General features: G+C 71.7%; 18 protein-coding genes. 13 read left to right on the top strand and 5 right to left on the bottom strand.

Translation table 11 applies throughout. The features are described 5' to 3' along the window. Positions 1-2 precede the first annotated feature (2 nt). Together gatB and ABD346_RS19965 are read left to right on the top strand one after the other, a co-directional pair. The gene (gatB, locus tag ABD346_RS19970) at positions 3-1,508 is read left to right on the top strand and encodes an Asp-tRNA(Asn)/Glu-tRNA(Gln) amidotransferase subunit GatB (RefSeq protein WP_344376534.1); all 1,506 of its coding nucleotides are present in this window, start codon (positions 3-5) and stop codon (positions 1,506-1,508) included. A 338-nt stretch (positions 1,509-1,846) separates the two neighbouring features. After that, entirely contained in the window at positions 1,847-3,955 is a 2,109-nt protein-coding gene (locus ABD346_RS19965) for a phosphocholine-specific phospholipase C (protein WP_344376532.1), read from the top strand. Between the two features lie 13 nt (positions 3,956-3,968). On the opposite strand, the gene ABD346_RS19960 is transcribed toward ABD346_RS19965, so the two are convergent. The 3 genes from ABD346_RS19960 to ABD346_RS19950 all read right to left on the bottom strand — a co-directional run bounded on the left by ABD346_RS19960 (position 3,969) and on the right by ABD346_RS19950 (position 5,590). Then, positions 3,969-4,106: a hypothetical protein gene (locus ABD346_RS19960; protein ID WP_344376531.1), complete on the bottom strand. Its 138-nt coding sequence runs from the start codon at positions 4,104-4,106 to the stop codon at positions 3,969-3,971. 1 nt (position 4,107) lies between these two features. Then, a complete protein-coding gene (locus tag ABD346_RS19955; protein ID WP_344376529.1) occupies positions 4,108-4,980 on the bottom strand; it encodes a hypothetical protein in 873 nt (290 codons plus the stop codon). 211 nt (positions 4,981-5,191) lie between these two features. Continuing rightward, positions 5,192-5,590, bottom strand: coding sequence for a hypothetical protein (locus tag ABD346_RS19950; RefSeq protein ID WP_344376527.1), 399 nt, complete (start codon positions 5,588-5,590; stop codon positions 5,192-5,194). A 474-nt stretch (positions 5,591-6,064) separates the two neighbouring features. Between ABD346_RS19950 and ABD346_RS19945 the strand changes: the two genes are divergently transcribed. From ABD346_RS19945 to ABD346_RS19910, 8 genes are all read left to right on the top strand, one after another. Further along, positions 6,065-7,609 carry a peptidoglycan-binding protein gene (locus ABD346_RS19945; protein ID WP_344376525.1) on the top strand — a complete coding sequence of 515 codons (1,545 nt, stop codon included), beginning with the start codon at positions 6,065-6,067 and terminating at the stop codon, positions 7,607-7,609. A gap of 59 nt (positions 7,610-7,668) precedes the next feature. Next, on the top strand, positions 7,669-8,451 hold the full coding sequence (locus ABD346_RS19940; protein ID WP_381229185.1) for an ABC transporter ATP-binding protein: 783 nt from the start codon (positions 7,669-7,671) through the stop codon (positions 8,449-8,451). 47 nt (positions 8,452-8,498) lie between these two features. Next, on the top strand, positions 8,499-9,728 hold the full coding sequence (locus ABD346_RS19935; protein ID WP_381229292.1) for an ABC transporter permease: 1,230 nt from the start codon (positions 8,499-8,501) through the stop codon (positions 9,726-9,728). A 168-nt stretch (positions 9,729-9,896) separates the two neighbouring features. Then, a complete protein-coding gene (locus ABD346_RS19930) occupies positions 9,897-12,098 on the top strand; it encodes an MMPL family transporter (RefSeq protein ID WP_344376522.1) in 2,202 nt (733 codons plus the stop codon). 33 nt (positions 12,099-12,131) lie between these two features. Beyond that, the gene (locus ABD346_RS19925) at positions 12,132-12,692 is read left to right on the top strand and encodes a GNAT family N-acetyltransferase (protein ID WP_344376521.1); all 561 of its coding nucleotides are present in this window, start codon (positions 12,132-12,134) and stop codon (positions 12,690-12,692) included. A gap of 147 nt (positions 12,693-12,839) precedes the next feature. Further along, the gene (locus tag ABD346_RS19920) at positions 12,840-13,466 is read left to right on the top strand and encodes a hypothetical protein (protein ID WP_344376519.1); all 627 of its coding nucleotides are present in this window, start codon (positions 12,840-12,842) and stop codon (positions 13,464-13,466) included. Positions 13,467-13,691: 225 nt separating this feature from the next. Beyond that, positions 13,692-13,868, top strand: a complete 177-nt coding sequence (locus ABD346_RS19915) for a hypothetical protein (protein WP_344376518.1) — start codon at positions 13,692-13,694, stop codon at positions 13,866-13,868. Between the two features lie 148 nt (positions 13,869-14,016). Then, on the top strand, positions 14,017-17,073 hold the full coding sequence (locus ABD346_RS19910; protein WP_344376745.1) for a helix-turn-helix transcriptional regulator: 3,057 nt from the start codon (positions 14,017-14,019) through the stop codon (positions 17,071-17,073). Positions 17,074-17,079: 6 nt separating this feature from the next. On the opposite strand, the gene ABD346_RS19905 is transcribed toward ABD346_RS19910, so the two are convergent. Both ABD346_RS19905 and ABD346_RS19900 read right to left on the bottom strand, forming a co-directional pair. Then, on the bottom strand, positions 17,080-18,231 hold the full coding sequence (locus ABD346_RS19905; protein WP_344376516.1) for a PQQ-dependent sugar dehydrogenase: 1,152 nt from the start codon (positions 18,229-18,231) through the stop codon (positions 17,080-17,082). 126 nt (positions 18,232-18,357) lie between these two features. Next, a complete protein-coding gene (locus ABD346_RS19900; protein ID WP_344376514.1) occupies positions 18,358-19,371 on the bottom strand; it encodes an aldo/keto reductase in 1,014 nt (337 codons plus the stop codon). A 74-nt stretch (positions 19,372-19,445) separates the two neighbouring features. On the opposite strand from ABD346_RS19900, the gene ABD346_RS19895 reads away from it, so the two are divergent. The 3 genes from ABD346_RS19895 to ABD346_RS19885 all read left to right on the top strand — a co-directional run bounded on the left by ABD346_RS19895 (position 19,446) and on the right by ABD346_RS19885 (position 25,764). Continuing rightward, the gene (locus ABD346_RS19895) at positions 19,446-20,387 is read left to right on the top strand and encodes a 2-hydroxyacid dehydrogenase (RefSeq protein WP_344376513.1); all 942 of its coding nucleotides are present in this window, start codon (positions 19,446-19,448) and stop codon (positions 20,385-20,387) included. A 408-nt stretch (positions 20,388-20,795) separates the two neighbouring features. Further along, the gene (locus ABD346_RS19890; RefSeq protein ID WP_344376512.1) at positions 20,796-23,669 is read left to right on the top strand and encodes a putative bifunctional diguanylate cyclase/phosphodiesterase; all 2,874 of its coding nucleotides are present in this window, start codon (positions 20,796-20,798) and stop codon (positions 23,667-23,669) included. Positions 23,670-23,895: 226 nt separating this feature from the next. After that, positions 23,896-25,764, top strand: coding sequence for an acetolactate synthase large subunit (locus ABD346_RS19885; protein WP_344376509.1), 1,869 nt, complete (start codon positions 23,896-23,898; stop codon positions 25,762-25,764). Positions 25,765-25,790: the final 26 nt, after the last annotated feature.

Raw genomic sequence — 25,790 nt, 5'->3', positions numbered from 1 at the left:
CCGTGACTAGCGAACTCCTGTCGTACGAGGACGCGTTGGCGTCGTACGACCCCGTCATGGGCCTCGAGGTCCATGTCGAACTCGGCACCAGGACCAAGATGTTCTGCGGCTGCTCCACCGAGCTGGGCGCCGAGCCCAACTCGCAGACCTGCCCCACCTGCCTCGGCCTGCCCGGATCGCTCCCGGTCGTCAACGCGATCGGCGTCGAGTCGGCCGTCAAGATCGGTCTCGCGCTGAACTGCGAGATCGCCGAGTGGTGCCGTTTCGCCCGGAAGAACTACTTCTATCCGGACATGCCGAAGAACTTCCAGACCTCGCAGTACGACGAGCCGATCGCCTTCAGCGGCTACCTGGACGTCCAGCTGGAGGACGGCGAGATCTTCCGCGTGGAGATCGAGCGCGCCCACATGGAGGAGGACACCGGCAAGTCCACGCACGTCGGTGGCGCGACGGGCCGCATCCACGGCGCCTCGCACTCGCTCCTGGACTACAACCGGGCCGGTATCCCGCTCATCGAGATCGTCACCAAGCCGATCGAGGGCGCGGGCGAGCGGGCCCCCGAGGTCGCCAAGGCGTACGTGGCCGAGCTGCGCGAGGTCATCAAGGCGCTCGGCGTCTCCGAGGCCCGGATGGACAAGGGCCAGATGCGCTGCGACGTGAACCTGTCGCTGCGCCCGCACGGCGTCGACAAGTTCGGCACGCGTTCGGAGACCAAGAACGTGAACTCGCTGCGTTCCGTGGAGCGGGCGGCCCGCTTCGAGATCCAGCGGCACGCGGCCGTGCTGTCCTCGGGCGGCACCATCGTGCAGGAGACCCGTCACTTCCACGAGGACGACGGCTCCACCACCTCGGGGCGCATCAAGGACAACGCCGAGGACTACCGCTACTTCCCCGAGCCGGACCTGGTGCCGGTGGCTCCCGCGCGCGCGTGGGTCGAGGAACTGCGTTCCGGGCTCCCCGAGATGCCCCGGGTGCGGCGCAACCGGCTCCGCGAGGAGTGGGGCGTCAGCGAGCACGACATGCAGTCGATGCTGAACGCGGGCGCGGTCGACCCGATCGTCGCGACGATCGAGGCGGGGGCGGACGCTGCGGGTGCCCGTAAGTGGTGGATGGGCGAGCTGGCCCGTAACGCCAACGAGCAGGGTGTCGCCCTCGACGAGCTGCCCGTCACGCCGGCCCAGGTCGCGCGGGTCGTGGCGCTGGTCTCCGAGGGTTCCCTCAACGACAAGCTGGCTCGCCAGGTCATCGAGGGTGTCCTCGCGGGTGAGGGCGACCCGGACGCGGTCGTCGAGAAGCGCGGTCTGAAGGTTGTCTCGGACGAGGGGGCGCTGGGCTCCGCCGTGGACGAGGCGATCGCTTCCAACGCGGCGATCGCGGACAAGATCCGGGGTGGCAAGGTTGCGGCGGTTGGCGCGCTGGTCGGGGCGGTCATGAAGACCACGCGTGGTCAGGCCGACGCGGCGCGCGTCAAGGAGCTGATCCTGGAGCGGCTGGGCGTCGAGGGCTAGCCCTCACGTCCACGCCCCTGAAGGGCGGCCCACCCCGGTAATGCGCCCGGGGCGGGCCGCCCTTTGCTTTTCCCCACCCCGCCTCTTCCCGCTGTGACACCCGTTCGCGCCTTGAGGGCGTTCGTCCTCAAACTCCCCCAAGGCCTCAAGGGCAGGGACACCCGGCCAAGGCCGACGTTGCCAGGGGCGCGGGGCCCCAGGAGGGGGAAGGGGGTTGGACTTTCGGCAGGGGGTCTTGGACGTTCATCGGGGGGCCGGGGGTGGGCCTTCTGGGGGACACCCGGGGTCACTACCGTTCCCCCCGACGCACCTCACCACGTACAACCCGGGAGGACCACTTGGCCACGGACATCTCACGGCGCCGCCTGCTCGCACTCGGCGGCGGCGCGCTCGGCGCATCCGCGGCCGGGTCGCTGCTGCCGCCCTCGCTGCAGTCGGCGATGGCCGCCGGGCCGCCCGCCGGTGGGCTGAGCGCGGTCAAGCACGTCGTGATCCTCATGCAGGAGAACCGGTCCTTCGACCACTACTTCGGCACCCTGAGAGGTGTTCGCGGGTTCGGTGACCGCAATGCCCTTCAACTGCCCAGTGGGCGAACCGTGTTCGAGCAGCCCGGGCCGCTCGGCAGCACCGTCCTCCCCTTCCCCGTGCGCGGCGCCGCCGCCACCCAGCACAAGGACCTCCAGTACATAGGTGCCCTCGACCACTCCTGGAGCGGCGGTGCCAAGGCCTGGAACGGCGGCTGGATGGACAACTGGGTCTCCGCCAAGACCTCGGCGACCATGGCCTACTACGACCGCCAGGACATCCCGCTGCACTACGAGCTCGCCGACACTTTCACCGTCTGCGACGCGTACCACTCCTCCATCCACAGCTCCACCAGCCCCAATCGCAATCATCTGTGGAGTGGGAAGACCGGGTTCGAGGCCAATGGGCAGCGGGCTGTCGGCAATGATGCCTATGACGAGGGGACCCATCCCGGGTACGGCTGGGGCACCTACGCCGAGCGGCTCGAAAAGGCCGGGCGCAGCTGGAAGACGTACACCGAGTGGGAGAACTTCACCGACAACCAGATCGAGTTCTTCACCACCTTCAAAGCCATCGCGCGAAAGGCGCTCGCCAAGACCGGCGGGCACACCTTCATGGAGTCCTTCTACTCCGTTGTACGGGATGCCACTGACAACGCCGAGCGCGCGAGGCTTCTGGGGCTGCTCGACCAGGGTGTCGCCACGCTCACCAAGGCCGAACGCAGCCTGTTCGAGCGGGGGTTGAGGCGGGTTCCCACCGGAACGCTCGCCGACGCCTTCGGCAAGGACGTTGCCGCCGGCACCCTGCCCGAGGTCTCCTACCTGGTGCCCTCCGCGCTCGACTCCGAGCACCCCAGCGTCTCCTCGCCCGTGCACAGCGCCACCATCGTCTACAAGGTGCTCGACGCGCTCGGCAAGCACCCCGACGTCTGGCGGCACACCGTCGTGCTCATCAACTACGACGAGAACGACGGCTTCTTCGACCACGTCCCGCCGCCCGTCGCCCCGCCCGAGGTGGCCGACGAGCAGTGGGAGGGCAAGCCCACCGGGCTCGGCGTGCGGGTGCCGCTGCTCGTCGTCTCGCCGTGGAGCGTGGGCGGCTACGTCTGCTCCGAGGTCTTCGACCACACCTCCGTGATCCGCTTCCTGGAACAGTGGACCGGGGTGCGCGAGCCCAACATCAGCACATGGCGGCGCACCGTCACCGGAGACCTCACCTCCGCCTTCGACTTCAAGCGGGGCAGGCCGCAGCCCGCCGTGACCCACCCCGGCCCCATCCCGCCGCTGAGCGGACGCTGGCGCCCCGAGCCGCCCGCCCAGCAGCGCATGCCCGTCCAGGAAGAGGGCACCCGGCCCGCCCGGCCGCTGCCGTACCAGCCGGACGCCTACGCCCGGGTCGCCGAGGGCGCCCTCCAGGTGCAGCTCAGCAACAACGGCCGGGCCAGCGCGCACTTCGCGCTCTACCCGTACGCCAAGGAGTTCGCCGCGCCGCAGCACAAGGACGTAAGGGGCAAGGCGCAATGGAGCGTGCCCCTTACCGCTGGGGCGAACGGCGCCTATAGGTTCACGATTACCGGGCCAAACGGCTTCCGGCGGGAATTCGAGGGCGCCGGGGCCGCGGACGCCGCCGAGGTGACCACGTACCTCGACCACAACGACCGCGACGTCCACCTGACGCTCCGCAACCGCGGCGAGAGGCCCGTCACCTTCGTCGTGCGGCCGCTCGGTTACGCCGACGAGGCCGATCTGCGGGACTGGAAGCGGACCGTCACGGTCAAGCCGGGGCGCAGCCGCACCGTGGTGCACTCCGCCGCCGACGCGCACGGCTGGTACGACCTCGAAGTGACCGCGGACGGCGGCGGCTCGTTCCGCAGGCGCCTGACGGGCCACATCGAGAACGGCCGCCCGAGCGTCTCCGGCTGACCGCGACCGGTGGTCATCCGGGGGAGGCACCCTGGGTGGTCGTCGTGGGCTGCGGCGACGAGTCGTCGTTGCAGCCCGCGAGCCCGGCCATCGAGAGAAGCGCCGCGAGTGCCGCCACCATCACCAGGCGCCGGCGTTGGGTTGACTTCATGTCAGCTTCCTGTCGCGAGGATCGTCGCCGAATTGCGCAGTGTGGCGTCCATCTGCTTCTTGACCTTGGCCAGGTCCTCGGCGTGGGACTCGATGTATCGGTTCTCGTAGGCGGTGAGGACCGCGTACCAGATGCCGACGACATTGGTCTGCTGTTTGCAGGCGACATCCGCGCGGGCCGTCGCGATCTCCGTCGGACTCGGCTGGGGGGCGTGCCACGTCGGGTCGTTCACGGCGTCGTCGGGGCTCTTGTACGTGTACCCCTTGCCTTTCATGCACGTACTCCAGGCAGCGAACGCGTCCTGGACCCGGCTGTCCGACTTCGATTGCTGGTACGGGCCCATCATGACGTTCGCGGCGTCCAAGATCCCCACTCCCGGTGCGCCGCCCTTGGTCAACTCGGCTTCCACCACGGCATTGCAGCCGCCTTTGGGGACGGAATGGCCATTGATGTCCGGGCCTTTGTAGGTGCCGGTGAAGACCGACTTCTCGACCGGGGTCGGATCGGGACCCGTGCCGGATTTCTTTCCGCCCTGGGAGCCGTCCTTGGAATGATCGTCGGGCGAGTGGTATCCGTACTGCGAGGCGCGGTTCTCGTCGATGATCAGAAACAGCGTGTCGAGTTTCTGGCCGACGGGTGCCGGGTCGATCACATCGCTGCCGTGCCAGTCGATTCCGTATTGCGTCATGCAGCGCCGGGCCAGGACGCGCTGGGCATTGAGCGTGTCCAGATACTGCTGCTGATTGAGGGTGTACGCGTCCAGCGGCAGCGGCTTGATCTGCGAGGCATCGGTGATCTTGGGAATGGCGCCGGTCTTCGGCTGCTCCGCTTTCTGCGAGGAGCTCGAACAGCCCGCGGTGAGCAGCAGCGTCACGGCCGCCGCCACCGCGAGGGCCGGGCCCGATACCCTGGGGACCCTGGCCGGCGTCGCCGCGCCCGGGCGCCCTCCCTGTGGAACTCGCGCGTCCATGGCCACCTTTCAGACTTCGTGCCCGCAGGGCTTGGGGTGCGGAGCAGCCGGTTCGCCGGCCGGCCGCCGCCGCGGACCGTGCCCTGGTCCGCGGCGGCAGCCGAGTGGGGTCCGGTCAGCTCCACTCGATGGAGCTGGCGCGGTCGTTCATCGCGTCCCCGACATAGCTGGAGTCGCCGACGAAGCCGTAGGTCGAGCCCCAGCGGTTGCTGTTCTCGTACAGCTTGGTCCAGCAGTTCGCATAGCTGTGGAACGAGGAGATGACATCGTTCCAGCCACCTGGCATGGAGTTGACGTAGAAGTCCACGTCCGAGGAGGTCGCGGTGCAGGTGCCGCCGGTCACGGTGTACGTCGCGCCCTGGTAGTTGGCGTTGACGAACTCGATGCCGATGACGGTGGCGGCTGGGCCGAGCGTGGTGGCGGCCGGGGCGCTCGCGGCCGATGCGGGAGTGGCGAGGCCGGTCAGGGCGGCGACTGCGACGCCGGCGACGGCCAACGCGTATCTGGATCTCACAACGAATCTCCTTCAGTTTCCTGAGAAATGACGTGAGGCCGAGCTTTCGTGCTCATGTGGTGCACGGTTCCGGCCGGAGACCGCTGTGTCCCGGGATGTCTCCAGGGCAGGAGAACCGTAAGTGGTGCGGTTCGTCCGGTCAATGGAGGCTTTGCGGACTCTGAGCCTCCATGGACTCAAAGGAACGACAGGGGCGGCGGATACGGGGAAATCATGGCCGGATTCTGCGAAGGGCCGCACGACGGTCGACACGCGGAGTGCGGAATTCCCGGACAGGGAAGCCCAGTTGAAAAGGCCCGGAAAAGATCGTGTACTTGTGGGTGTCCCTCGTGCCGCGCGTTCACGACAGCCGTGATTCGGCCACACTGGTCTTCGGGCACCCCGGAAATTCCCCCTTGACGCGGCCGGTCCCGCACATCAAGCTGGCGCCCGATCCCGCAAGCGGACCGGGCGGCTACCTGGCAGGCGGACCGAATGGCAGACAGTTCCACGCCCGAATCGGGTATTCCGACTGCCCTGGACGCCGATAGGCCGGACAAGGACGCCGGGCCGCCGCCGGGTGTGCCCGCACCGCGTTCCGCGGAACCTCAACTTCCGCCCGCGGCATCCGCTCTGATCAGGCGTCAGCGCATCCTCCTGATCGTCACCGCGGGCGCCGCGCTGCTGTCCGTCGGCGGACTCGTCGCCTCGGTCTTCGTCCGTTCCCCCGCCCAGGACGCCGCCGGGCGCCGGGCCCCCGACCCCACCGTGCTCACCTCCCCGGTGCAGCAGCGCGTCCTGACCAAGTCGGTGATCCTGCGCGGCACCGTCACCGCGGGCGGCAGCGTCAACTTCACGCCCGTACAGGGCCAGTCCCAAGGGGCGGCGGCCGGTGCGCTGCTCCTGACCGGGATCCGTAAGAAGGCCGGCAGCGCGGTGGCGCCGGGCGACGTCCTGGTCGAGGTCTCCGGGCGGCCCGTCATCGCGCTGTCCGGGCCGGTGCCCGCCTACCGGGACCTCAAGCCGGGCGACACCGGCAAGGACGTCGGCGAACTCCAGGACGCCCTTCGCCGCCTCGGGTACGCCGACAGCGACCCGGCGGGCACCTTCGGGCCGCGCACCAAGTCCGCCGTAGCCGCGCTCTACGCCGACCGCGGCTACGACCCGCCCAACACCGGCGGCCCGCACGGCGCCTCGGACCAGCAGCAGCTCACCGCGGCCCGCCAGGCCGTCACCACCGCGCAGCGCGCCGTCGCCGCGGCCCGCGCGACCCGCGACGGCGCGAAGGGGGCGGCCGCGATCTCGGCCGCCACCACCCAACTCGGGTACGCGGAACAGGACCTGGCGACCGCGCAGAAGACCCTCGACGACCTCGTCGCGCACACCGGGGTCATGCTCCCGCTCGCCGAGTTCACCTTCGTACCCGCCTTCCCCGCCCGGCTCTCCGCCGTCAACGGAGCCGTCGGCTCGGCCGTCGCCGCCCCGCTGCTCACCATCGACTCGGGGCGGCCCGTGGTGACGACCGTCCTCACCCAGGACCAGAAGTCGTCGCTGCGCGAGGGCATGAAGGTCCAGCTCTCCGCCGAAGTGCTCGGCCAGGAGGCCAAGGGCGCCATCACCGCGCTCGGCGCATACACCACCGGATCCTCCAACTCGGGCCAGCACAACGGCAGTTCGGGCAGTGGCGGGCAGAACGGATCGTCCGGAGGCGGCCAGAACGGCGGAGGCGACACCCCGCAGGCCCGGGCCGGCTACCCGCTGACCGTCACCCCGGACACCGAACTCCCCGCGCCGTGGCTCGGCCTCGACGTGCGCGTGACCGTGACCGCCGCGTCCAGCAACGGGCCGGTCCTCGTCGTGCCCGCCACCGCCGTGAGCGCGGGCGCCGACGGCCGCACCTCGGTGTCCGTTCGCGCCGCCTCGGGCGCCCAGAGCCGCATACCGGTCACCGCGGGCATGGACGCCGACGGGTACGTGGCCGTGACGGCCGCCCCGGGCTTCCGGCTCGCGGCGGGAGACGCGGTGGTGGTGGGCCAGTGAGGAAGTGGCGGAGGCGAGTGGGGGCTGCGGGGGAGGGCCCGGACGGCCCGGAGGCGGAGGTGGCAGGACCGGCCGAGGGCGCCGCCGTGCCCGCCCGAGAGGCCCGGGGCGCGGCCCCAGTCACCCCCGTGCCCACCGGCACCCCCGCTGTCATCGACCTCGTCGCCGCCGCCCGCACCTACCCCGGGCCGCCCCCCGTGCACGCCCTGCGGCCCACCGACCTCACCGTCCGCCGCGCCGAGTACATCGCCGTGGTCGGGCCCTCCGGGTCCGGGAAGTCGACGCTGCTCAATGTGATCGGGCTCGTCGACCGGCCCACCGGCGGGCACTACCGGCTCGACGGCATCGACACCGGCGCTCTGCCCGAGGCCGACCGCACCGCCCTGCGCGGGCACCGCATCGGGCTTGTCTTCCAGGCCTTCCACCTGCTGCCGTACCGCACCGCCACCGAGAACGTCATGCTCGCCCAGGTCTACCTCGGCACCCCGCGCGCCCGGCGGCGTACCGACGCGGTGGACGCGCTGCTCGCCGTCGGCCTCGGGCACCGGCTCGACGCGCTGCCCTCCGCCATGTCCGGCGGCGAGCGCCAGCGCGTGGCCATCGCCCGCGCGCTCGTCAACCGGCCCAGCCTGCTGCTCTGCGACGAGCCCACCGGCAACCTGGACTCCGCGTCGGCGGGGCGGGTCATGAACACGCTCGACGCCCTCAACGACACGGGCATCACCCTCGTCGTCATCACCCATGATCCGGCCGTCGCCGCCCGCGCGCGGCGCACCATCACCATCCGCGACGGTCAACTCACCGAGGACAGCGGTCAGTTGCGCGTAGGGAGCCCGGCGTGAGCAGGCCCGCCCGGCGCCCGCGGCACCCGGGCATCCCCCGTACCCGCATGGTCCTCAGGGACCTCGCGGCCGAATCCGTGGCGGGCATCCTGCAACGCCCCGCCCGCACCGCGCTGACCGTCCTCGGCACGCTGCTCGGCGTCGGCGCGTTCGTGGCCATCCTCGGGCTCACGGCCACCGCCCGCGGCCAGATCAGCTCGGACTTCACGGTGCTCGCCGCCACCCAGGTCACGGTGAAGGACGTCGGCGCGCCCGACCCGGCACAGCAGACCGGCGCCGCCACCCGATACGACTTCCCCGACGACGCCGACCAGCGCGCCGAGCGGCTGAACGGCGCCGTCCACGCGGGCACGTACTGGCAGGTGTTCAAGACCCCGCCCGCCGTCTCCACCCGCTCGGGACCGGCCACCGCGGCGGCCGCGGACTCGCAGGGCGCGGAGGGACTCACGGTGTACGCGGCGAGCCCGGGGCTGCTCCAGGCCGTCGGGCCCACGCTCGGCAGCGGCACCCTCTACAACACCTTCCACGACAGCAGGCGCATGCACGTCGCCGTGATCGGCTCGGCCGTCGCCCGCCGCCTCGGCATCAGCAATCTGGCGGCCCAGCCCGCCGTCTTCGTCAACGGCACCCCGTACACCGTCGTCGGCATCCTGCAGAACGTCGAGCGGCTGCCCAACCTGCTGCTCTCGGTGGTGATCCCCGACCGCACGGCCCGCGCCGACTACGGCGACCCGGCGCCCGACTACGCGGCCACCATGCTCATCCAGACCCGGGTCGGCGCCGCCCGGCTCATCGCGCAGCAGGCCCCGCTCGCGCTGCGGCCGGACCGCCCCGACCACCTCCAGGCCGTGCCGCCGCCCGCGCCGCACGCGCTCCAGGACAGCGTCACCGGCAGCCTCGACTCGCTGTTCCTGCTGCTCGCGGGCATCACCCTGGTCATCGGCACCGTCGGCATCGCCAACACCACCCTGGTCTCCGTCCTGGAACGCACCGGCGAGATCGGGCTGCGCCGCTCGCTGGGTGCGCGGCCCCGGCACATCGCCGCCCAGTTCCTCACCGAGTCCGCGGTGCTCGGCACCCTCGGCGGGCTGCTCGGCACCGCCGTCAGCATCGTGGTCACCCTGTCGGTGGCCCTCGCCCACAACTGGACGGCCATCCTCGACCCCTGGACGACGTTGCCCGCCCCGCTGATCGGCACCCTGACCGGTCTGCTCGCCGGCGCCTACCCCGCGCTGCGCGCCGCCCGGATCGAACCCGCGGAGGCCCTTCGGCGTTGAGTCCGGGTCCTTTTACCCCCATGGGGGGAGGGGCCCTGTGAGGAAGGCCACGAAAGGGGCAAACGATCTCTATTGACTGCGAGAGTGGCTGACGCGCATCCTGCGCACCGCCGTTCTTTGCGGGCTGTTCCCGGTCAAAGAGCCACAAAATCATCCGGGAGCACTCTGTTGGCCGCCCTCGCGCGCTGGTGTGTCAGGCACCGCCTCGTCGCCGTACTGCTCTGGCTCCTCGCGCTCGGCGCCACCACGGCCGCCGCGGCCGTCGCCGGTTCCGCCTACTCGAACGACTACGAGGCCCCCGGCACCGAGTCCGGCCGCGCGAGCACCCTGCTCGACGCCGCCTTCCACGGCCGGGGCGGCGACACCGACTCGATCGTCTGGCACACCGCGTCCGGCTCGGTCCGCGACAGCGGCGTACGGCAGAAGATGCAGCACACGCTCGCGCAGGTCGCGAAGCTCCCCGGCGTCGCCTCCGTGGCCGGCCCGTACGGGGCAGAGGGCGCGGCCCGGATCAGCGCCGACGGACGCACCGCGTACGCGACGGTCACCTTCGACGAGCAGGCCGACGACATCCCCAAGGCGCAGGCCAAGGCCGTCGTCGACACGGCGGGGGCCGCCGCCTCCGACTCCCTCGACGTCGAACTCGGCGGCAGCGCGGTCGCCCTCACCGAAGCGCCGTCCGCGCACCTCAGCGAGGTCGTCGGCGTGGCCGTCGCGGCCGTCGTGCTGTTCCTCGCGTTCGGCTCGTTCGCCGCCAGCCTGCTCCCGATCGCCACCGCCCTGGTCGGCGTCGGCACCGCGTACGCGGGCATCGCACTGCTCGGCCACGTCATGACCGTCGCCGACTTCGCGCCCATGCTGGGCATGCTCATCGGGCTCGGCGTCGGCATCGACTACGCCCTGTTCATCGTCACCAGACACCGGCGCGGACTGCGCCAAGGCATGAGCGTCGAGGAAGCGGCCCGCACGGCCGTCGTCACCACCGGGCGAGCCGTCGTCTTCGCGGGCGCGACCGTCTGCATCGCCCTGCTCGGCATGCTCATCCTGCGCCTGAGCTTCCTGGGCGGCGTCGCCGTCGCCGCCTCACTCACCGTCGTCCTGACCGTCGCCGCCTCCGTCACGCTGCTGCCCGCGCTGCTCTCGTTCATCGGGATGCGGGCGCTCGGCCGCCGCGAGCGGCGCAGGCTCGCCGACCACGGGCCGCGGCCCGAGCTGCCCACCGGGTTCGCCGCCCGCTGGGCCGGCTTCGTGGAGCGCCACCCCAAGCTGCTCGGCGTGATCGCCACCGTGGTCATGCTGGTGCTCGCGCTGCCCGCGCTCTCGCTCCACCTCGGCACGTCCGACCAGGGCAACAACCCCGCCAAGACGACCACACGCCAGGCCTACGACCTCCTCGCCGAGGGCTTCGGGCCCGGCGTGAACGGGCCGCTCACCGTCGTCGCCGAGCTCGAAGGCCCCGGCGACCGGCTCGCCGTGGAGCGGCTGCCCGACGTGCTGCGCGCCACCGGAGGCGTCGCCTCGGTGAGCCCGGTGACGTACAACGGCAGCGGCAGCACCGCCGTCCTGACCGTCGTACCGGACTCGGCACCGCAGTCGCAGCGCACCAGCGACCTCGTCGACCGGCTGCGGCACGAGGTGCTCCCGGCCGCCGAGCGGGGCAGCTCGCTCCGGGTGTACGTGGGCGGCGTGACCGCGAGCTACGACGACTTCGCGGCGGTCATCGTCGGCAAACTCCCGCTGTTCGTCGGCGTGGTGATCGCGCTCGGCTGCGTGCTGCTGCTGCTCGCCTTCCGCTCGGTCGGGATCCCGCTCAAGGCGGCCGCGATGAACGTGGCAGCGGTGGCCTCCGCGTTCGGCATCGTCGTCGCGGTCTTCCAGTGGGGCTGGGGCAGTGAACTCATGGGGCTCGGCCGGTCGGGCCCGATCGAACCGTTCCTGCCGGTGATCATGGTCTCGGTCCTCTTCGGCCTGTCCATGGACTACCAGGTGTTCCTGGTCAGCCGCATGTACGAGGAGTGGCTGGAGACCCGCGACAACCGGCGGGCGGTCCGGGTCGGCCTCGCCGAGACCAGCCGGGTGATCAACTCGGCTGCCGTGATCATGATTTCGGTCTTCCTCGCGTTCGTGCTCAGCGGCGACCGCGTGATCGCCATGTTCGGCATCGCGCTCGCGGCGGCCGTCGCCCTGGACGCGTTCGTCCTGCGCACCCTCCTGGTCCCCGCCCTCATGCACCTGCTCGGCGGGGCCAACTGGTGGCTGCCCGGCTGGCTCGACCGGCGGCTTCCCCGGATCAGCATCGAAGCCCCCGAATGCCGCCGTGCGAAGATCCCGGAGCAGCCGGAGGACCGGGCCGACCAACTCGTGCCCTAGCAGTTACGCAGTCACTCAGATGGAGGAGCGGGGATGTTCGCAGTATCGCTGGGGGACGACGGGGCGGAGCTGCGCCCTCTGGAGCCCTGGCAGGCCGAGGAGTTCCTCGCCCACATGGACCGGGGCCGTGAGTACATCGGCACCCACATCGCCCTGCCGGACTTCGCGACCGACCTCGCCTCCGCGCGCGCCTTCCTCCAGGGATACGCGGACAAGACGGCCGCCGACGCCGGGCGCATCTACGGCATCTGGCTCGACGACACGCTGGTCGGCGCCGTCATCTTCCGGACCTTCGAGCCGGCGCAGGGCAACTGCGAGGTCGGCTGCTGGCTGGAGGAGTCGGCGGTCGGGCGAGGCCTGATCACCCGGGCCATCACGATGCTCATCGACTGGGCCGTGGACGTACGCGGGATGCACCGCGTCGAGTGGGTGGCGTCCGCCGAGAACACCGCGAGCACCAACGTCGCCAGGCGGCTCGGCATGACCAGGGACGGGGTGCTCCGCGAGAGCTACCTCTACCGAGGGGTGCGGCACGACAGCGAGATCTGGGCGGTCCTCGCGGACGAGTGGCGGGCGGCGCGGGTGGGGCGCTGAGGCGGGCGCGGGGCTCGCGCCGCGGCACGCGGGCCGTTGAAGGTGCGGGAGTTGAGGACGGTGCGGGGCGGACACCGGTGAGCGTACGGGCCGCGCGTTAAGGAAGCTCTCAGCGGGCTCTCAGAAACGGCACCTAGCGTGCCCGGCATGAACGCCACCCCCGCCACGACGAAGACCGACGCCGAGACCGAGCCCAGGACGGACGCCGAGACCGAGGCCACGTCCGCCACCGGGGGCGAGACCGTCGAAGGAGCCCCCGAGGCCACCCGGGCCACCGACGTTTCCGACACGCAGGACCCCGAGAAGGCCGCACCCGAAGACGGCCTCGACGACGAGGACGACGCCGACGAGCCCGACGACGAGCCGGCCCCCCGGCCGGCCTTCGGCACGGGAGCCGCGGCCGTCGTCGCCAGTGCGCTCGGCGCCGTGTCGCTCAGCGGCACCTGGATGGGCAAGACGCTCTCCGAACGGGCCACCCTGGTAGGCCAGATCAAGACCTCCCAGAACGGCACCGCCGCCCAGCAGATCCAGGAGATCTACGGCAACTCCTGGCACACCACCGCCCTGGTCAACGGCGTCTTCGCGCTGCTCGCCCTGGTCGTCGGCGCCTTCGTGCTCGCCCGCCCCGCCTTCGGGACGCCGGGCCGCGCCGAGCAGCCGGTGTGGGTCAAGGCCGTCGCCCTCGCCGGAGTCGTCCTCGGCGTGATCGGCCTGCTGATCTCCGCGGGCATGTACCTCGACCTGTTCGCGGCCCTGCCCAGCACCAAGGGCTGAGGTTTCGCAGGGCGCGCCTAAGGCGCCCGCCACCCCGCCTTAGACGGATCGGTCCGGTATCCGGGACACCACCGGCCCGTCTAAGGCAGGACCTCCTCACAGATGCGGCACTCGCCCGATGCGGGAGGGGCCCCTGGGAGACGAGAGTTGAGACATCGCAAGGGACCGGAACAACACCGGGACCGGGCGAAGCAACCTCAACCGAGTCAACCCAGGAGTACCGAGATGTTCGAGTACGAGATGCACAAGGTCCACGAGGCCGAACTCCTTCGCCGCGCCGACCAGGAGCGCCTGGCCGGCCGGGCCCGCCGGGGCGGGCGCCGCTTCGGCCGCCGCGATGGCGACAACGGGCCGGAGGGGCGGGTGAGTTCACCGCGGAACCGGTTCGTACGGGCCGCCTGAGCCCCGGCCGCCCGCGATGACGACCACCCCGACCCGCCCCGCCACCACCGCCCGGACGCCGTCCCCGGCCGTGGCCCCGACCTCCTCCGGGGCCGCCTCCCCAGCCGGGGACGGACCGTCCGGCCCCGCGTTGTCAGACGCCTGTGCGATGCTCGGCAGCGTGGAGACCAGGTCAGTCAGCCCCGTGTTCGTCGGCCGCGCCGGCGAACTGGCGGTATTGAACGAAGCACTCGCCCGCGCCGCGGCCGGCGGAGAGCCGCAGGCGCTGCTCGTCGGCGGCGAGGCCGGCGTCGGCAAGAGCCGGCTCGTCGAGGAGTTCACCGACGCCGCCCGCGCGGCCGGCGCGGTGATCGCGATCGGCGGCTGCGTCGAAGTCGGCGCCGACGGGCTGCCCTTCGCCCCCTTCTCGGCCGCGCTGCGCGCCCTGCAACGCCGGCTGCCCGACGAGCTCGCCGCCGCGGCCGACGGCCAGGAGGAGGAGCTGGCCCTGCTCCTGCCCGAGCTCGCCAGGACGGGCCGCCCCACCTCGCGCGAGGACGGCACCGCCCGCCTCTTCGAGCTCACCGTACGGATGCTGGAGCGGATCGCCGCCGAGCGCACCGTCGTCCTCGTCCTCGAAGACCTGCACTGGGCGGACGCCTCCACCCGCCATCTGCTCGCCTATCTCTTCCGCACCCTGCGCAGCGGCCGGCTCGTCGTCGTCGCCACCTACCGCGCCGACGACATCCACCGCCGCCACCCCCTGCGTCCGCTGCTCGCCGAGCTCGACCGGCTGCGCAGCGTGCGGCGCATCGAGCTGCCCCGCTTCACCCGGTCCGAGGTCCACCACCAGCTGACCGGCATCCTCGCCGCCGAGCCGGAACAGCGCCTGGCGGACGAGGTGTTCGAGCGCTCCGACGGCAACGCCTTCTTCGTCGAGGAACTCGTCGTCGGCCGCGACCCCAACGACACCTGCCCCGACCTCAGCGACTCGCTGCGCGACCTCCTGCTGGTCCGCGTCGAGGGCCTGCCGGAGGACGCCCAGCGGGTGGTGCGGATCGCCGCCGAGGGTGGCTCCACCGTCGAATACCCGCTGCTGGCGGCCGTCGCCCGGCTCCCCGAGGACAAGCTCATCGAGGCCCTGCGCGCCGCCGTCGGCGCGAACATCCTGCTGCCCGCGTGGGACGGCGACGGCTACCGCTTCCGCCACTCCCTGGTCCGCGAGGCCGTCAGCGACGACCTGCTGCCCGGCGAGTGCTCGCGCCTCAACCGCCGCTACGCCGAAGCTCTGGAGGCCGACCCCTCGCTGGTGCGGCCCGACGAGCGGACCACCCGGCTCGCCACTTACTGGTACCACGCGCACGACGCCGCCAAGGCGCTGCCCGTGGTCCTTGACGCGGCCGTCGAGGCCCGCCGCCGGCACGCCTATGCCGAGCAACTCAAGCTCCTGTCACGGGCGATGGAGCTGTGGGACGCCGTCCCCCAGGAAATCCGCGCCGGGCTGCGGCCCCTGGACCACGCGGGCTCCTACCCGGCCTGCGGCTGCGCCCCCGAGACTCCCGCCTCCCTGCGCTACCTCGACCTGCTCGCCGAATCCGTCGAGGCGGCCCGGCTGTGCGGCGAGCGCGAACGCGCCCTGAAACTCGCCAAGAAGGCGCTCCGGCTCATCGAGGCCGAAAGCGACCAGCCCTCCGGGGGCGACCCGCTGCGCGCCGCCTGGTTCTGGATCCAGCTCTCCCGCCTGATGCAGAGCCTGGGGCGCGGCGATGGCTGGGCCGAGATCACCACCGCCCAGGAGCTGGTGCGCGGGCTCGCGCCCTCCGCCGTGCACGCCGAGGTCCTCGCCACCGCGGCCGGCTGGCGCATGCTGCACAAGCCCGGCGCCGAGTCGCTCGCCGCGGCCGAACAGGCCGTGGAATACGCCCAGTTGGTGAAGACGGAGGAGATCGAGCTCAACGTCAAGCTCACCCTCGGCAGCCTCCTGCTCGACTCCGGCTCGGTGGAGGAAGGCCTCGCCACGATGCGTACGGTGATCGACCGCTCCCTTGAGCTGGGCCTCGTCGGCGAGGCGACCCGCGGCCATGTGAACCTCTGCTCCGGCCTGGAAGGCGTCGGCCGCTCGGCGGACGCCGTGCGCCTGGCCGACGACGGGGTGCGCCTCGCCCAGAAGTACGGCCTCCTCGACAACGAGGCCTGGGTGCAGGCCAACCGCGCCGAGTCCCTGTTCAACCTCGGCCGCTGGCAGGAGACGGCCGAGTGCGTCGAGCGGGTCCAACGGATCGCGGTGAGCACCAAGCCGCTCGGCAACGCCCTCATGCGCCGCGCCGATCTCGCCCTGCTCCGGGGCGAGCTGGACGCTGCCGTGGCCGCCCTCGCCGAGGCCCACGCGGCCTTCGGCAAGTACGACCCGATGGCCCAGCACGCCATCCCGCTCGCCCGGATCGGGCTGGGCATCGCGGCCGCCCAGGGCCGCATCGACGAGGCCCGCGACGAACTGGCCCGCACCGCCGAACCGGGCTTCCCGCCCGGCACCCAGCGCTACGCCTGGCCGCTGCTCGCCGCGGCCGCCTCCATGGAGGCCGACGTACGGGGCCTCCCCTCGGCCGGGCCCGGCCGGGCCGCCGCCCTCGACCTGATCCGTACCGCGGCCAAACGGCTCCCGACCCGTGTCCCCGTGTGCCAGGCGCTCGCCCTGGTCGTCGCCGCCGAACTGGACCGAGCCGAGGGCCGCGACCGGGCCGCCGCCTGGGAAGCGGCCGCCCAAGCCCTCAGGCCCCTCGAACGGCCCCACGACCTGGCCCTGGTCTGCCACCGCTGGGCCGCGGCCCTCCTCGCCGAGGGCGGCGACCGCGAGACGATCGCCGCGCTGCTCCGCCAGGCCCACGCCGAGTCCGTACGCCTGGGCGCCCGCCCGCTGCGCGAACAGCTGGAGCTCCTGGCCCGCCGGGCCCGCATCTCGCCGACCGCCCCGGACCCGGTGGAGGCCGACGACCAGGCGGAGCCGGCGGAGGCGCTCGGCCTGACCAGCCGCGAACAGGACGTCCTGCGCCTGGTCGCGGCCGGCCACAGCAACCGCCAGATCGCCGAGGAGCTCTACATATCCCCGAAGACGGCGAGCGTGCACGTCTCCAACATCCTTGCCAAGCTGGGGGTTTCCGGCCGGGGCGAGGCGGCGGCCCTGGCCCACCGCCTCAACCTGTTCACCCAGGAGCCGGCCCGGGGCTGACGGCGGCTACGTGACGTCCAGCTCCAGAATGCGGTCGTCGCCCGGCTTCGGCCTGCCGCGCGAGTCGGTGTTGTTCGTGAGCAGCCACAGCTTGCCGCTGCCCGCGGCCGGCAGGACGGTGCGCAGCCGCCCGTACTGGCCGGTCAGGAAGGCCTCGGGCTCGGCGAGCGGCTTGGTGCCGTCCAGCGGGACGCGCCACAGCCGCTCGCCCTTCAGCGAGGCGATCCACACGGAGCCGTCCGCGAACGCGATCCCGCTGGGCGAGGCCTGAGAGGTCTTCCACTGGGCGACGGGATCGACGTACCCCGGCTTGTTCCCCGTGCCCTCCACCACGGGCCAGCCGTAGTTCTTGCCGGGCTCGATGAGGTTGAGCTCGTCCCAGGTGTCCTGGCCGAACTCCGCGGCCCACAGCCGGTTCTCGGCGTCCCAGGCCAGGCCCTGCACATTGCGGTGCCCGTAGGAGTAGACGAGCGAGTCCGCCTCCGGATTGCCGTACGCGGGCTGCCCGTCGGGCGTCATCCGCAGGATCTTCCCGCCGAGCGACTTCTTGTCCTGCGCGAGCCCCCGCTCGCCGGTCTCGCCGGTCCCCGCGTACAGCATCCGGTCGGGGCCGAACGCGATCCGCCCGCCGTTGTGGTTGTTGCCCTTGGGGATCCCGCGCAGGATGGTGTCCGGCGCCCCCAGCTGCTGGCCTTCCGGCCGCTGCGGGTCGTAGATCATCCGGGCGATGCGGTTGTCGGACTCGGTGGTGAAGTACGCGTAGAGGAGATGGTCCGAGGCGTACGAGGGCGACAGGGCGAGCCCGAGCAGCCCGCCCTCGCCCTGGTGGTCGACGCCGGGCACGCTGCCCACGGCGGTCTTCTTGCCGGTCGCCGCGTCGACCAGCAGGACCGAGCCGTCGTCACGGGAGCCGACGAGGAGCCCGCCCTCGGGCAGCGGCGCGATGCCCCAGGGCGACTTCAGATCCTCCGTGACGGTCCTGGCGACCTTCACCGAGCCCTCGGCGGGCGGGAGTCGGGCGTGCGACGTCGCCGACGGGGACGCCTTGGGGCCGGACGGGGCACTCTGGCCCTGCGGCCCCGTGTCCGGGGAGGAGCAGCCCGCCGCGAGCACGAGCGCGGCTGCGGCCAGGACGGTGGCCACGGTGGTTCGTCGCACGGTTGGGGTTCCCTTCGACGGGGTCGATGCGCTGGGTTCATTCTGCGGGCGGCGACCCCGGCCGGGATGTCCAACTCCCGGCCTCAGGTGCCCGGGTGGCCCTCACCGCGCAGGGGCGGCGGCGCTTCAGTCCCGGGCCGGCGGCAGCGCGGCCAGTTCCGCCAGGTCCCGCGGGGTCAGGGACAGGCCCGCCGCGCGCGCGTTCTCGCGCACCCACTCCTCCCGCTTGGCCCCCGGCACGGGTATCACCTGGTGCCCGAGCCGCAGCAGCCAGGCCAGCGCCACCTGTCCCGGCGTCGCCCCGTGCCGCGCGGCGACCCGGCGCAGGCCCGCCACCACGGGCTGGTTGGCCGCCATCATCTCCGCCGTGAAGCGGGGGTGGCGGGCCCGGATGTCGTCGGGTTCGAACCCCTGGCCCGGGGTGAGCGTGCCCGTCAGGAACCCGTTGCCGAGCGGCATCGCGGCGAGCAGGCCGACGCCCCGCGTCGTGCACCATGGCAGCAGCGTGTCCAGCGCCTCCCGCGACCAGAAGGACAGCTCCGCCTGCACGGCCGCGACCGGGAACACCTGCTGGACCCGGTCGAGCAGCCGCACCGTCTCCTCGTACCGGCCCACGTGCAGCCCGTGCACCCCGGCCACCGGCGCGGTCCGGCGCACCGCCCGCGCACCCATGGCACTGAGCCCGAGCGCCCGTACCTTCCCCGCCGTCACGAGCTCCGCCATCGCCCCCCAGGTCTCCTCGACGGGGACCTCCGGGTCGGCGCGGTGCAGCAGATAGAGGTCGATGACGTCGGTCTGGAGGCGGCGCAGCGAGGCGTCGCAGGCCCGGCGCACGTACCCGGGGCGGCCGTTGGCGACCACGTGCTGGTCGACGCCCACGAGCAGCCCGCACTTGGTGGCGACGAACGCCTCGTCACGGCGCTCCTTCAGGACCCGTCCGATGAGCAGCTCGTTGGTGAACGGGCCGTACATGTCGGCGGTGTCAAGAAGGTTCGCGCCGGTGTCGAGGGCTGCGTGAACCGCCCGCAGCGAGCGCTCCAGGTCCTGCTGCGAGCGGGTGTAGCCCCAGCTCATCGGCATGCAGCCGAGTCCGATCGCACCCGCCCGCAGGGCCCCCGCCCCGATTGTCCTGCGCTCCACCTGGCCGGATCCCTCCCTCGTCGCTCCCCAAACTAACCTCTGGCCCCCGGAGCCCTTCGCATAGCCTCCTGACCATGACCGCAGACGTATGGATCCCCTTCGACCCGGCCGATGTCCCGGGCCTGCCCGCCTCCCTCGACTACCGGTTCTGGGACGGCGGCCCCGACTTCCCGGCCGACCCCGCCGACTGCGCCTTCTACGTGGTCCCGTACATGAAGCCGTCCGAGACCGCGATCCGCCCGCTCGCCGCCATGACCGGCATCCGGGTCGTACAGACGCTGACCGCCGGCATCGACCACGTACAGCCCGGCATCGGCCTGCTGCCGCCCGGTGTACGCCTGTGCAACGCGCGTGGCGTCCACGAGGCGTCCACGGCCGAGCTGACCCTCGCTCTCGTGCTCGCCTCGCTGCGCGGGATTCCCGGTTTCGTCCGGGGACAGGAGAGGCAGGAATGGCGGGCGGGGTTCTATCCCGCGCTGGCCGACAAGTCCGTGCTGATCGTGGGGTACGGGTCGATCGGGGCCGCCATCGAAGACCGGCTCGCACCCTTTGAGTGCGCGCGGGTGGCGCGCGTCGCGCGCTCATGGCGCACAACGGAGCGCGGTGAAGTGCACGCATTGACAGATCTGCCCGCACTGCTCCCGGAAGCGGACGTCGTCATCGTCTCCACGCCGCTGACCGAGCAGACGTCGGGCCTGGTGGACGCCGAGTTCCTGGCCCGCATGAAGGACGGTGCGCTCCTGGTGAACGTCTCGCGCGGACCCGTGGTGGACACCAAGGCGCTGCTTGCCGAAGTGGAGTCGGGGCGCATCCACGCGGCACTGGATGTCACCGATCCCGAACCGTTGCCCAAGGGACACCCGCTGTGGCACGCGCCGAATGTTCTCATCAGTCCCCATGTGGGCGGTTCGAGCTCCGCGTTCCTGCCCCGCGCCAGGCGCTTGCTCGCTGCTCAGCTCACCCGCTTCGTGGCCGAAGAACCGCTCGCCAACGTCGTTCTGACGACGGATCAGTAACTCTCCGCAGCTGTTCGGGTGCACCCGGTGCCTACATGACTCCAGGCTGTCACTGAGCGTATAAGGGCTATGTCCCTGAGTGACGAGACTGGTGTATCGTCCCGACCGGGGGCCGGCGCCGTGCGTCTACGGCGCGGGGGAGCGATCACTGCGAGGGGGGCGACGGGCGATGCACGGCCAATGGACGAACGATCCGACGCGGTGGAGCCGCCTGCGGCAGCCCCGCCGCGCGCATCGCGCAACAATGCACCGCGGTGGAGCGGCGAGCGCCGAGGCGACCAACGGCACAGCGGCGAACGGCACAACGACGAACGGCGCCCAGGAGCACGGCTCATGGCGCGGCGATACCGGCGCCCGGCCCCGGCCGGCCGGTACCCCGAGGCGGGCCCGCTGGCGAGGAGCCGTCCGGTGAGCGCCCCCGGAGCGGTCCTGACCCGGCCGCCCATGACCGGAGGCGGCGGGTCCGGCATGGCCTCCCAGCTGGTGCTCGCAGTGGTGTGCGCCGGATATGCCACCGGCGCATTCCTGGGCTGGGGTTCCGAGGAACTCGCCCTGATCATGGGCGACTTCGGCCTCTCCGGTGCGGCCCTGATCGCCGCGGTCTCGTGCTTCCGCTACGCGCGGAGCGGCGCGACGGAGAGCGAGAACAGCTTTCGCCCGGCCTGGCTGCTCTTCTCCTTCTCCTCCGCCATGGCCGCCTGCGGCAACGGTGTCTGGGGCTGGTACGAGGTGGTGCTCCAGCGCGGGGTGCCCACCCCCTCGCCCGCCGACTTCTTCTTCCTCTGCTTCGCGCCGCCCGCCATCGTGGGCCTGCTCGTGCTCGCCAAACGCCCCGTCACCAAGGCGGGCTGGGTCTGCCTCGCACTGGACTCCTGGCTCATCGGGGGCTCCCTGCTCACCCTGTCCTGGAGCCTCGCGCTCGCGCGCACGGCCCACGAGGGCGAAGGTGAGGGCGTCGCCCACGCCACCCTCACGCTCGCCTATCCGCTGCTCGACATCGTCCTGGTCAGCATGGTGCTCGCGCTGCACTTCCGGCGCTCGTCGGCCAACCGGTCCGCGGTGAACACCGCGATCGCGGCGCTCGCCCTGACCGTGCTGTGCGACGCCCTGTTCACCTCGCCGCTGCTGCGCGAGCACTACCGCTCCGGGCAGCTCCTGGACGCGGGCTGGTTCGCCGGCTCCCTGCTGCTCGCATACGCCCCGTGGGGTGCCCGCAGGACGTCCGCCCCGCAGCCCCGGCCGCCGATGGCCGCCCCGCAGGGCGCCCGCCCGGCGGCCGGCCGCGTGCGCCCGAACGCCCTGCCGTTGACGCGGCCGCTCGCCAGCTCGCTGGCCGCGCTCACGCCGTACCTCGCGGCCGCGGTGTGCACCCTGGGGATCCTGTACAACGTCATCGAAGGGCACCGGGTCGACCGGATGGTCGTCCTCACCGGCTGCACGGTCGTGCTCGCCCTGGTGGTCCGCCAGGGAATCATGCTGCTCGACAATATCGCGCTCACCCATGAACTGGCCCAGAAGGAGAACCACTTCCGCTCCCTGGTGCAGGGCTCCAGCGACGTCATCATGATCGCTGCCCCCACCGGAATGCTGCGGTACGTCAGCCCCGCCGCCGCCGGCGTCTACGGGCGGGACGCGGAGGAGCTGGTGGGCTCCGAGCTGGCCTCGCTCATCCACCCAGAGGACCTGGGCCGGGTGGTGCACGAGGTGCGCCGGTTTCTGGCGGCGCCGCCCGCCGAGGAGCCCACGACGCGGATCGAATGCCGCTTCAAGTCGGGGACCGGCGAGTGGCTCAACGTGGAGTCGACCGTCAACCGCCATCAGGGCGGGCTCATTCTCAACAGCCGCGACGTGACCGAACGGGTGCGCCTGCAGGCGCAGTTGGAGCACAACGCCGAGCACGACCCGCTCACCGACCTGCCCAACCGGGCCCTGTTCACCAAGCGGGTGCGCAAGGCGCTCGGCGGGCGGCGCAACTCCGACCCCGGCACCGCCGTGCTCTTCATCGACCTCGACGGCTTCAAGCAGGTCAACGACACCATCGGCCACCAGGCCGGCGACGAACTCCTCATCCAGGCCGCCCGCAGACTCCAGGACTCGGTCCGGGCCGGCGACACCGCGGCCCGGCTCGGCGGCGACGAGTTCGCAGCCCTCATCCTGGGCGACGGCACCCGCGACCGCTCGGCCCGTGAGTACCACGTCAGGGAAATCGCCGACAGACTGCGCCTCACCCTCTCGCAGCCCTACCAGATCGACGGCAACGATGTCCGGGTCGCCGCCTCCATCGGTGTCGCCTTCGCCGAGCCCGGCGTCGGCGCGGGGGAGCTGCTGCGCAACGCCGACCTCGCGATGTACCGGGCCAAGAAGGGCGGCAAGAACCGGGTCGAGCTGTACGCCCCGCAGATGCAGGCCGAGGTCGTCCGCAAGTCGGAGCTCGCGGCCCGGATGCGTACCGCGCTGAACGAGGGCGAATTCGCGGTCCTGCACCAACCGGTCGTCGACCTCACCACCGGCGAGGTCTCCGCGGTCGCAGCCCAGGCCAGGTGGAGATCGGCCCAGGGCATCCTGTTCACCCCGGCCGAATTCCTACGGGTCGCCGACGAGAGCGAGCGTGCCGCCGAGCTCGGCCGCTGGCTGCTCGAAGAGGCCGTGGAGCTCGCCGCCGAACGGATGCGGGCCGGCCACGACGCACCCGTCTCGGTACGCCTCTCGGCCCGCCGCCTGCTCGACAAGTCGATGCCGCTCGGCTCCCTCGAAGCCCTCCTGACCAGGCACGGGCTGCCCTCGGGCGCCCTGATCATCGAGCTCGCCGACAGCGACCCCAGGATCTCCTTCGACGAGCTGGAGCGGCGCCTGGTGGGCCTGCGCAGACTCGGCGTACGGATCGCGCTCGACGGGTTCGGCAGCGGCTACGCGGCGATCAACGCGCTGCGCCGGCTCCCCATCGACCTGCTGAAACTGGACAGGGGCCTTGTCGAGGGCGTCGTCGAATCGGCCCGCCTTCACAAGATCACCGCGGGCCTGCTCCGGATCGCCTGCGATCTCGGCATGCAGTCGGTGGCCGACGGCGTAGATGTACCCGAACAGGTCTTGGCGCTGCGCGCCATGGGGTGTACGCATGGTCAGGGCATGGCGTTCTCCGGGCCGCTCGACGAGTACCGGCTGCGGCGCGCCCTGGTGCGCGGCGAATACCCGGTGCCCGGCGGGGCCGCGCTCCCCGTGCTCAGTGGCCGGAGCCGGCCCCTGTTGAGCTCAAATAATGAGACGCCCGTCCCACCTACTTGACACCACCTGCGCGCCGGGGGGAGGGTCAATGCCATGCGCACCCGAATTCTCGTACTTGGAAAGCGCGTCGGCTGAAGCGGAGCCCCAGCAGGCTCCGCAGACCGCACCCGACGCGCTCCCCTCGCTTGCCTCACGGCACGAGGGGTTTTTTGTTGCACTGGCACCCCTCAAGCACTACCGCGATCTCGACTAAACCACCGCAAAAACCCTCAGCTTCGAGAAGAGAATGCCGATGACCGAGCAGGCCACCGGGGCCCACCATCCGCAGCCGCGGCCCCGTAACGGCGGACACCAGTCCGCGACCGTTGAGCACGTCACGGGCGCGAAGTCCCTCATCCGTTCTCTCGAGGAAGTCGGGGCGGAGGTCGTGTTCGGGATCCCCGGCGGCGCCATCCTCCCGGCGTACGACCCGATGATGGACTCCACCCGGGTCCGTCACGTCCTGGTCCGCCACGAGCAGGGCGCGGGCCACGCCGCCACCGGGTACGCCCAGGCCACCGGCAAGGTCGGCGTGTGCATGGCGACCTCCGGGCCGGGCGCGACCAACCTGGTCACCCCGATCGCCGACGCCCACATGGACTCGGTGCCGCTGGTCGCGATCACCGGCCAGGTCTCCTCCAAGGCGATCGGCACGGACGCCTTCCAGGAGGCGGACATCGTCGGCATCACCATGCCGATCACCAAGCACAACTTCCTGGTGACCAAGGCCGAGGACATCCCGCGGACGATCGCCGAGGCGTTCCACATCGCCTCGACCGGCCGCCCGGGCCCGGTCCTGGTCGACATCGCCAAGGACGCCCTCCAGGCGCAGACCACGTTCTCGTGGCCGCCCACGACCGACCTGCCGGGCTACCGGCCGGTCACCAAGCCGCACGCGAAGCAGATCCGCGAGGCCGCCAAGCTGATCGTGGCGGCCAAGCGCCCGGTCCTGTACGTCGGCGGCGGTGTCCTGAAGGCCGGCGCGACCGCCGAGCTGAAGGTCCTCGCGGAGCTCACCGGAGCGCCCGTCACCACCACCCTGATGGCGCTCGGCGCCTTCCCCGACAGCCACCCGCTGCACGTGGGAATGCCCGGCATGCACGGTGCGGTCACCGCCGTCACCGCTCTGCAGAAGTCGGACCTGCTCATCGCACTCGGCACCCGCTTCGACGACCGTGTCACCGGCAAGCTGGACAGCTTCGCGCCGTTCGCCAAGGTCATCCACGCGGACATCGACCCGGCCGAGATCGGCAAGAACCGCGAGGTCGACGTCCCGATCGTCGGGGACGCCCGCGAGGTCATCGCCGACCTGGTCCAGGCCGTCCAGGCCGAGTACTCCGAGGGCCACAAGGGCGACTACACCGCCTGGTGGAAGGACCTCAACCGCTGGCGCGAGACGTACCCGCTGGGCTACGACGAGCCGAACGACGGCACGCTGTCCCCGCAGCGCGTCATCCAGCGCATCGGCGAGCTCGCGGACGCGGACACCATCTACGCGGCCGGTGTCGGCCAGCACCAGATGTGGGCCGCGCACTTCGTGAACTACGAACTGCCCGCCACCTGGCTGAACTCGGGCGGCGCCGGAACCATGGGCTACGCGGTCCCCGCCGCGATGGGTGCCAAGGCCGGCCAGCCGGACCGCATGGTCTGGGCGATCGACGGCGACGGCTGCTTCCAGATGACCAATCAGGAACTGACGACCTGTGCGCTGAACAACATCCCGATCAAGGTCGCCATCATCAACAACGGCGCCCTCGGCATGGTCCGCCAGTGGCAGACGCTGTTCTACAACCAGCGCTACTCCAACACGGTCCTGCACTCCGGCCCGGAGGACGGCATCGCCGAGGAGGGCCGGCCCAGCGGCGGCACCCGCGTCCCCGACTTCGTCAAGCTGTCGGAGGCGATGGGCTGTTACGCGATCCGCTGCGAGCGCCCCGAGGACCTGGACAAGGCGATCCAGGAGGCCAACTCGATCAACGACCGCCCGGTCGTGATCGACTTCATCGTCCACGAGGACGCCCAGGTGTGGCCGATGGTCGCCGCCGGGACCTCCAACGACGAGGTCATGGCCGCCCGCGGAGTCCGCCCCGACTTCGGCGACAACGAAGACGACTGAGAGCTGTAGGAAGAGGTAAGAGGCTC

It is taken from the genome of Streptomyces mauvecolor (genome assembly GCF_039532965.1).
Lineage (GTDB): Bacteria > Actinomycetota > Actinomycetes > Streptomycetales > Streptomycetaceae > Streptomyces > Streptomyces violascens.
The sequence above is the reverse complement of the archived record's forward strand: the minus strand, read 5'-3'. Positions and strand labels throughout refer to the sequence as shown.

What these genes read in the sequence shown, in the direction of transcription:
- ABD346_RS19960 (WP_344376531.1), bottom strand. Translation starts at nt 4,106, where the DNA reads ATGAAGTCAACCCAACGCCGGCGCCTGGTGATGGTGGCGGCACTCGCG.
- ABD346_RS19945 (WP_344376525.1), top strand. Translation starts at nt 6,065, where the DNA reads ATGGCAGACAGTTCCACGCCCGAATCGGGTATTCCGACTGCCCTGGAC.
- ABD346_RS19935 (WP_381229292.1), top strand. Translation starts at nt 8,499, where the DNA reads ATGGTCCTCAGGGACCTCGCGGCCGAATCCGTGGCGGGCATCCTGCAA.
- ABD346_RS19925 (WP_344376521.1), top strand. Translation starts at nt 12,132, where the DNA reads ATGTTCGCAGTATCGCTGGGGGACGACGGGGCGGAGCTGCGCCCTCTG.
- ABD346_RS19920 (WP_344376519.1), top strand. Translation starts at nt 12,840, where the DNA reads ATGAACGCCACCCCCGCCACGACGAAGACCGACGCCGAGACCGAGCCC.
- ABD346_RS19915 (WP_344376518.1), top strand. Translation starts at nt 13,692, where the DNA reads ATGTTCGAGTACGAGATGCACAAGGTCCACGAGGCCGAACTCCTTCGC.
- ABD346_RS19910 (WP_344376745.1), top strand. Translation starts at nt 14,017, where the DNA reads ATGCTCGGCAGCGTGGAGACCAGGTCAGTCAGCCCCGTGTTCGTCGGC.
- ABD346_RS19895 (WP_344376513.1), top strand. Translation starts at nt 19,446, where the DNA reads ATGACCGCAGACGTATGGATCCCCTTCGACCCGGCCGATGTCCCGGGC.
- ABD346_RS19885 (WP_344376509.1), top strand. Translation starts at nt 23,896, where the DNA reads ATGCCGATGACCGAGCAGGCCACCGGGGCCCACCATCCGCAGCCGCGG.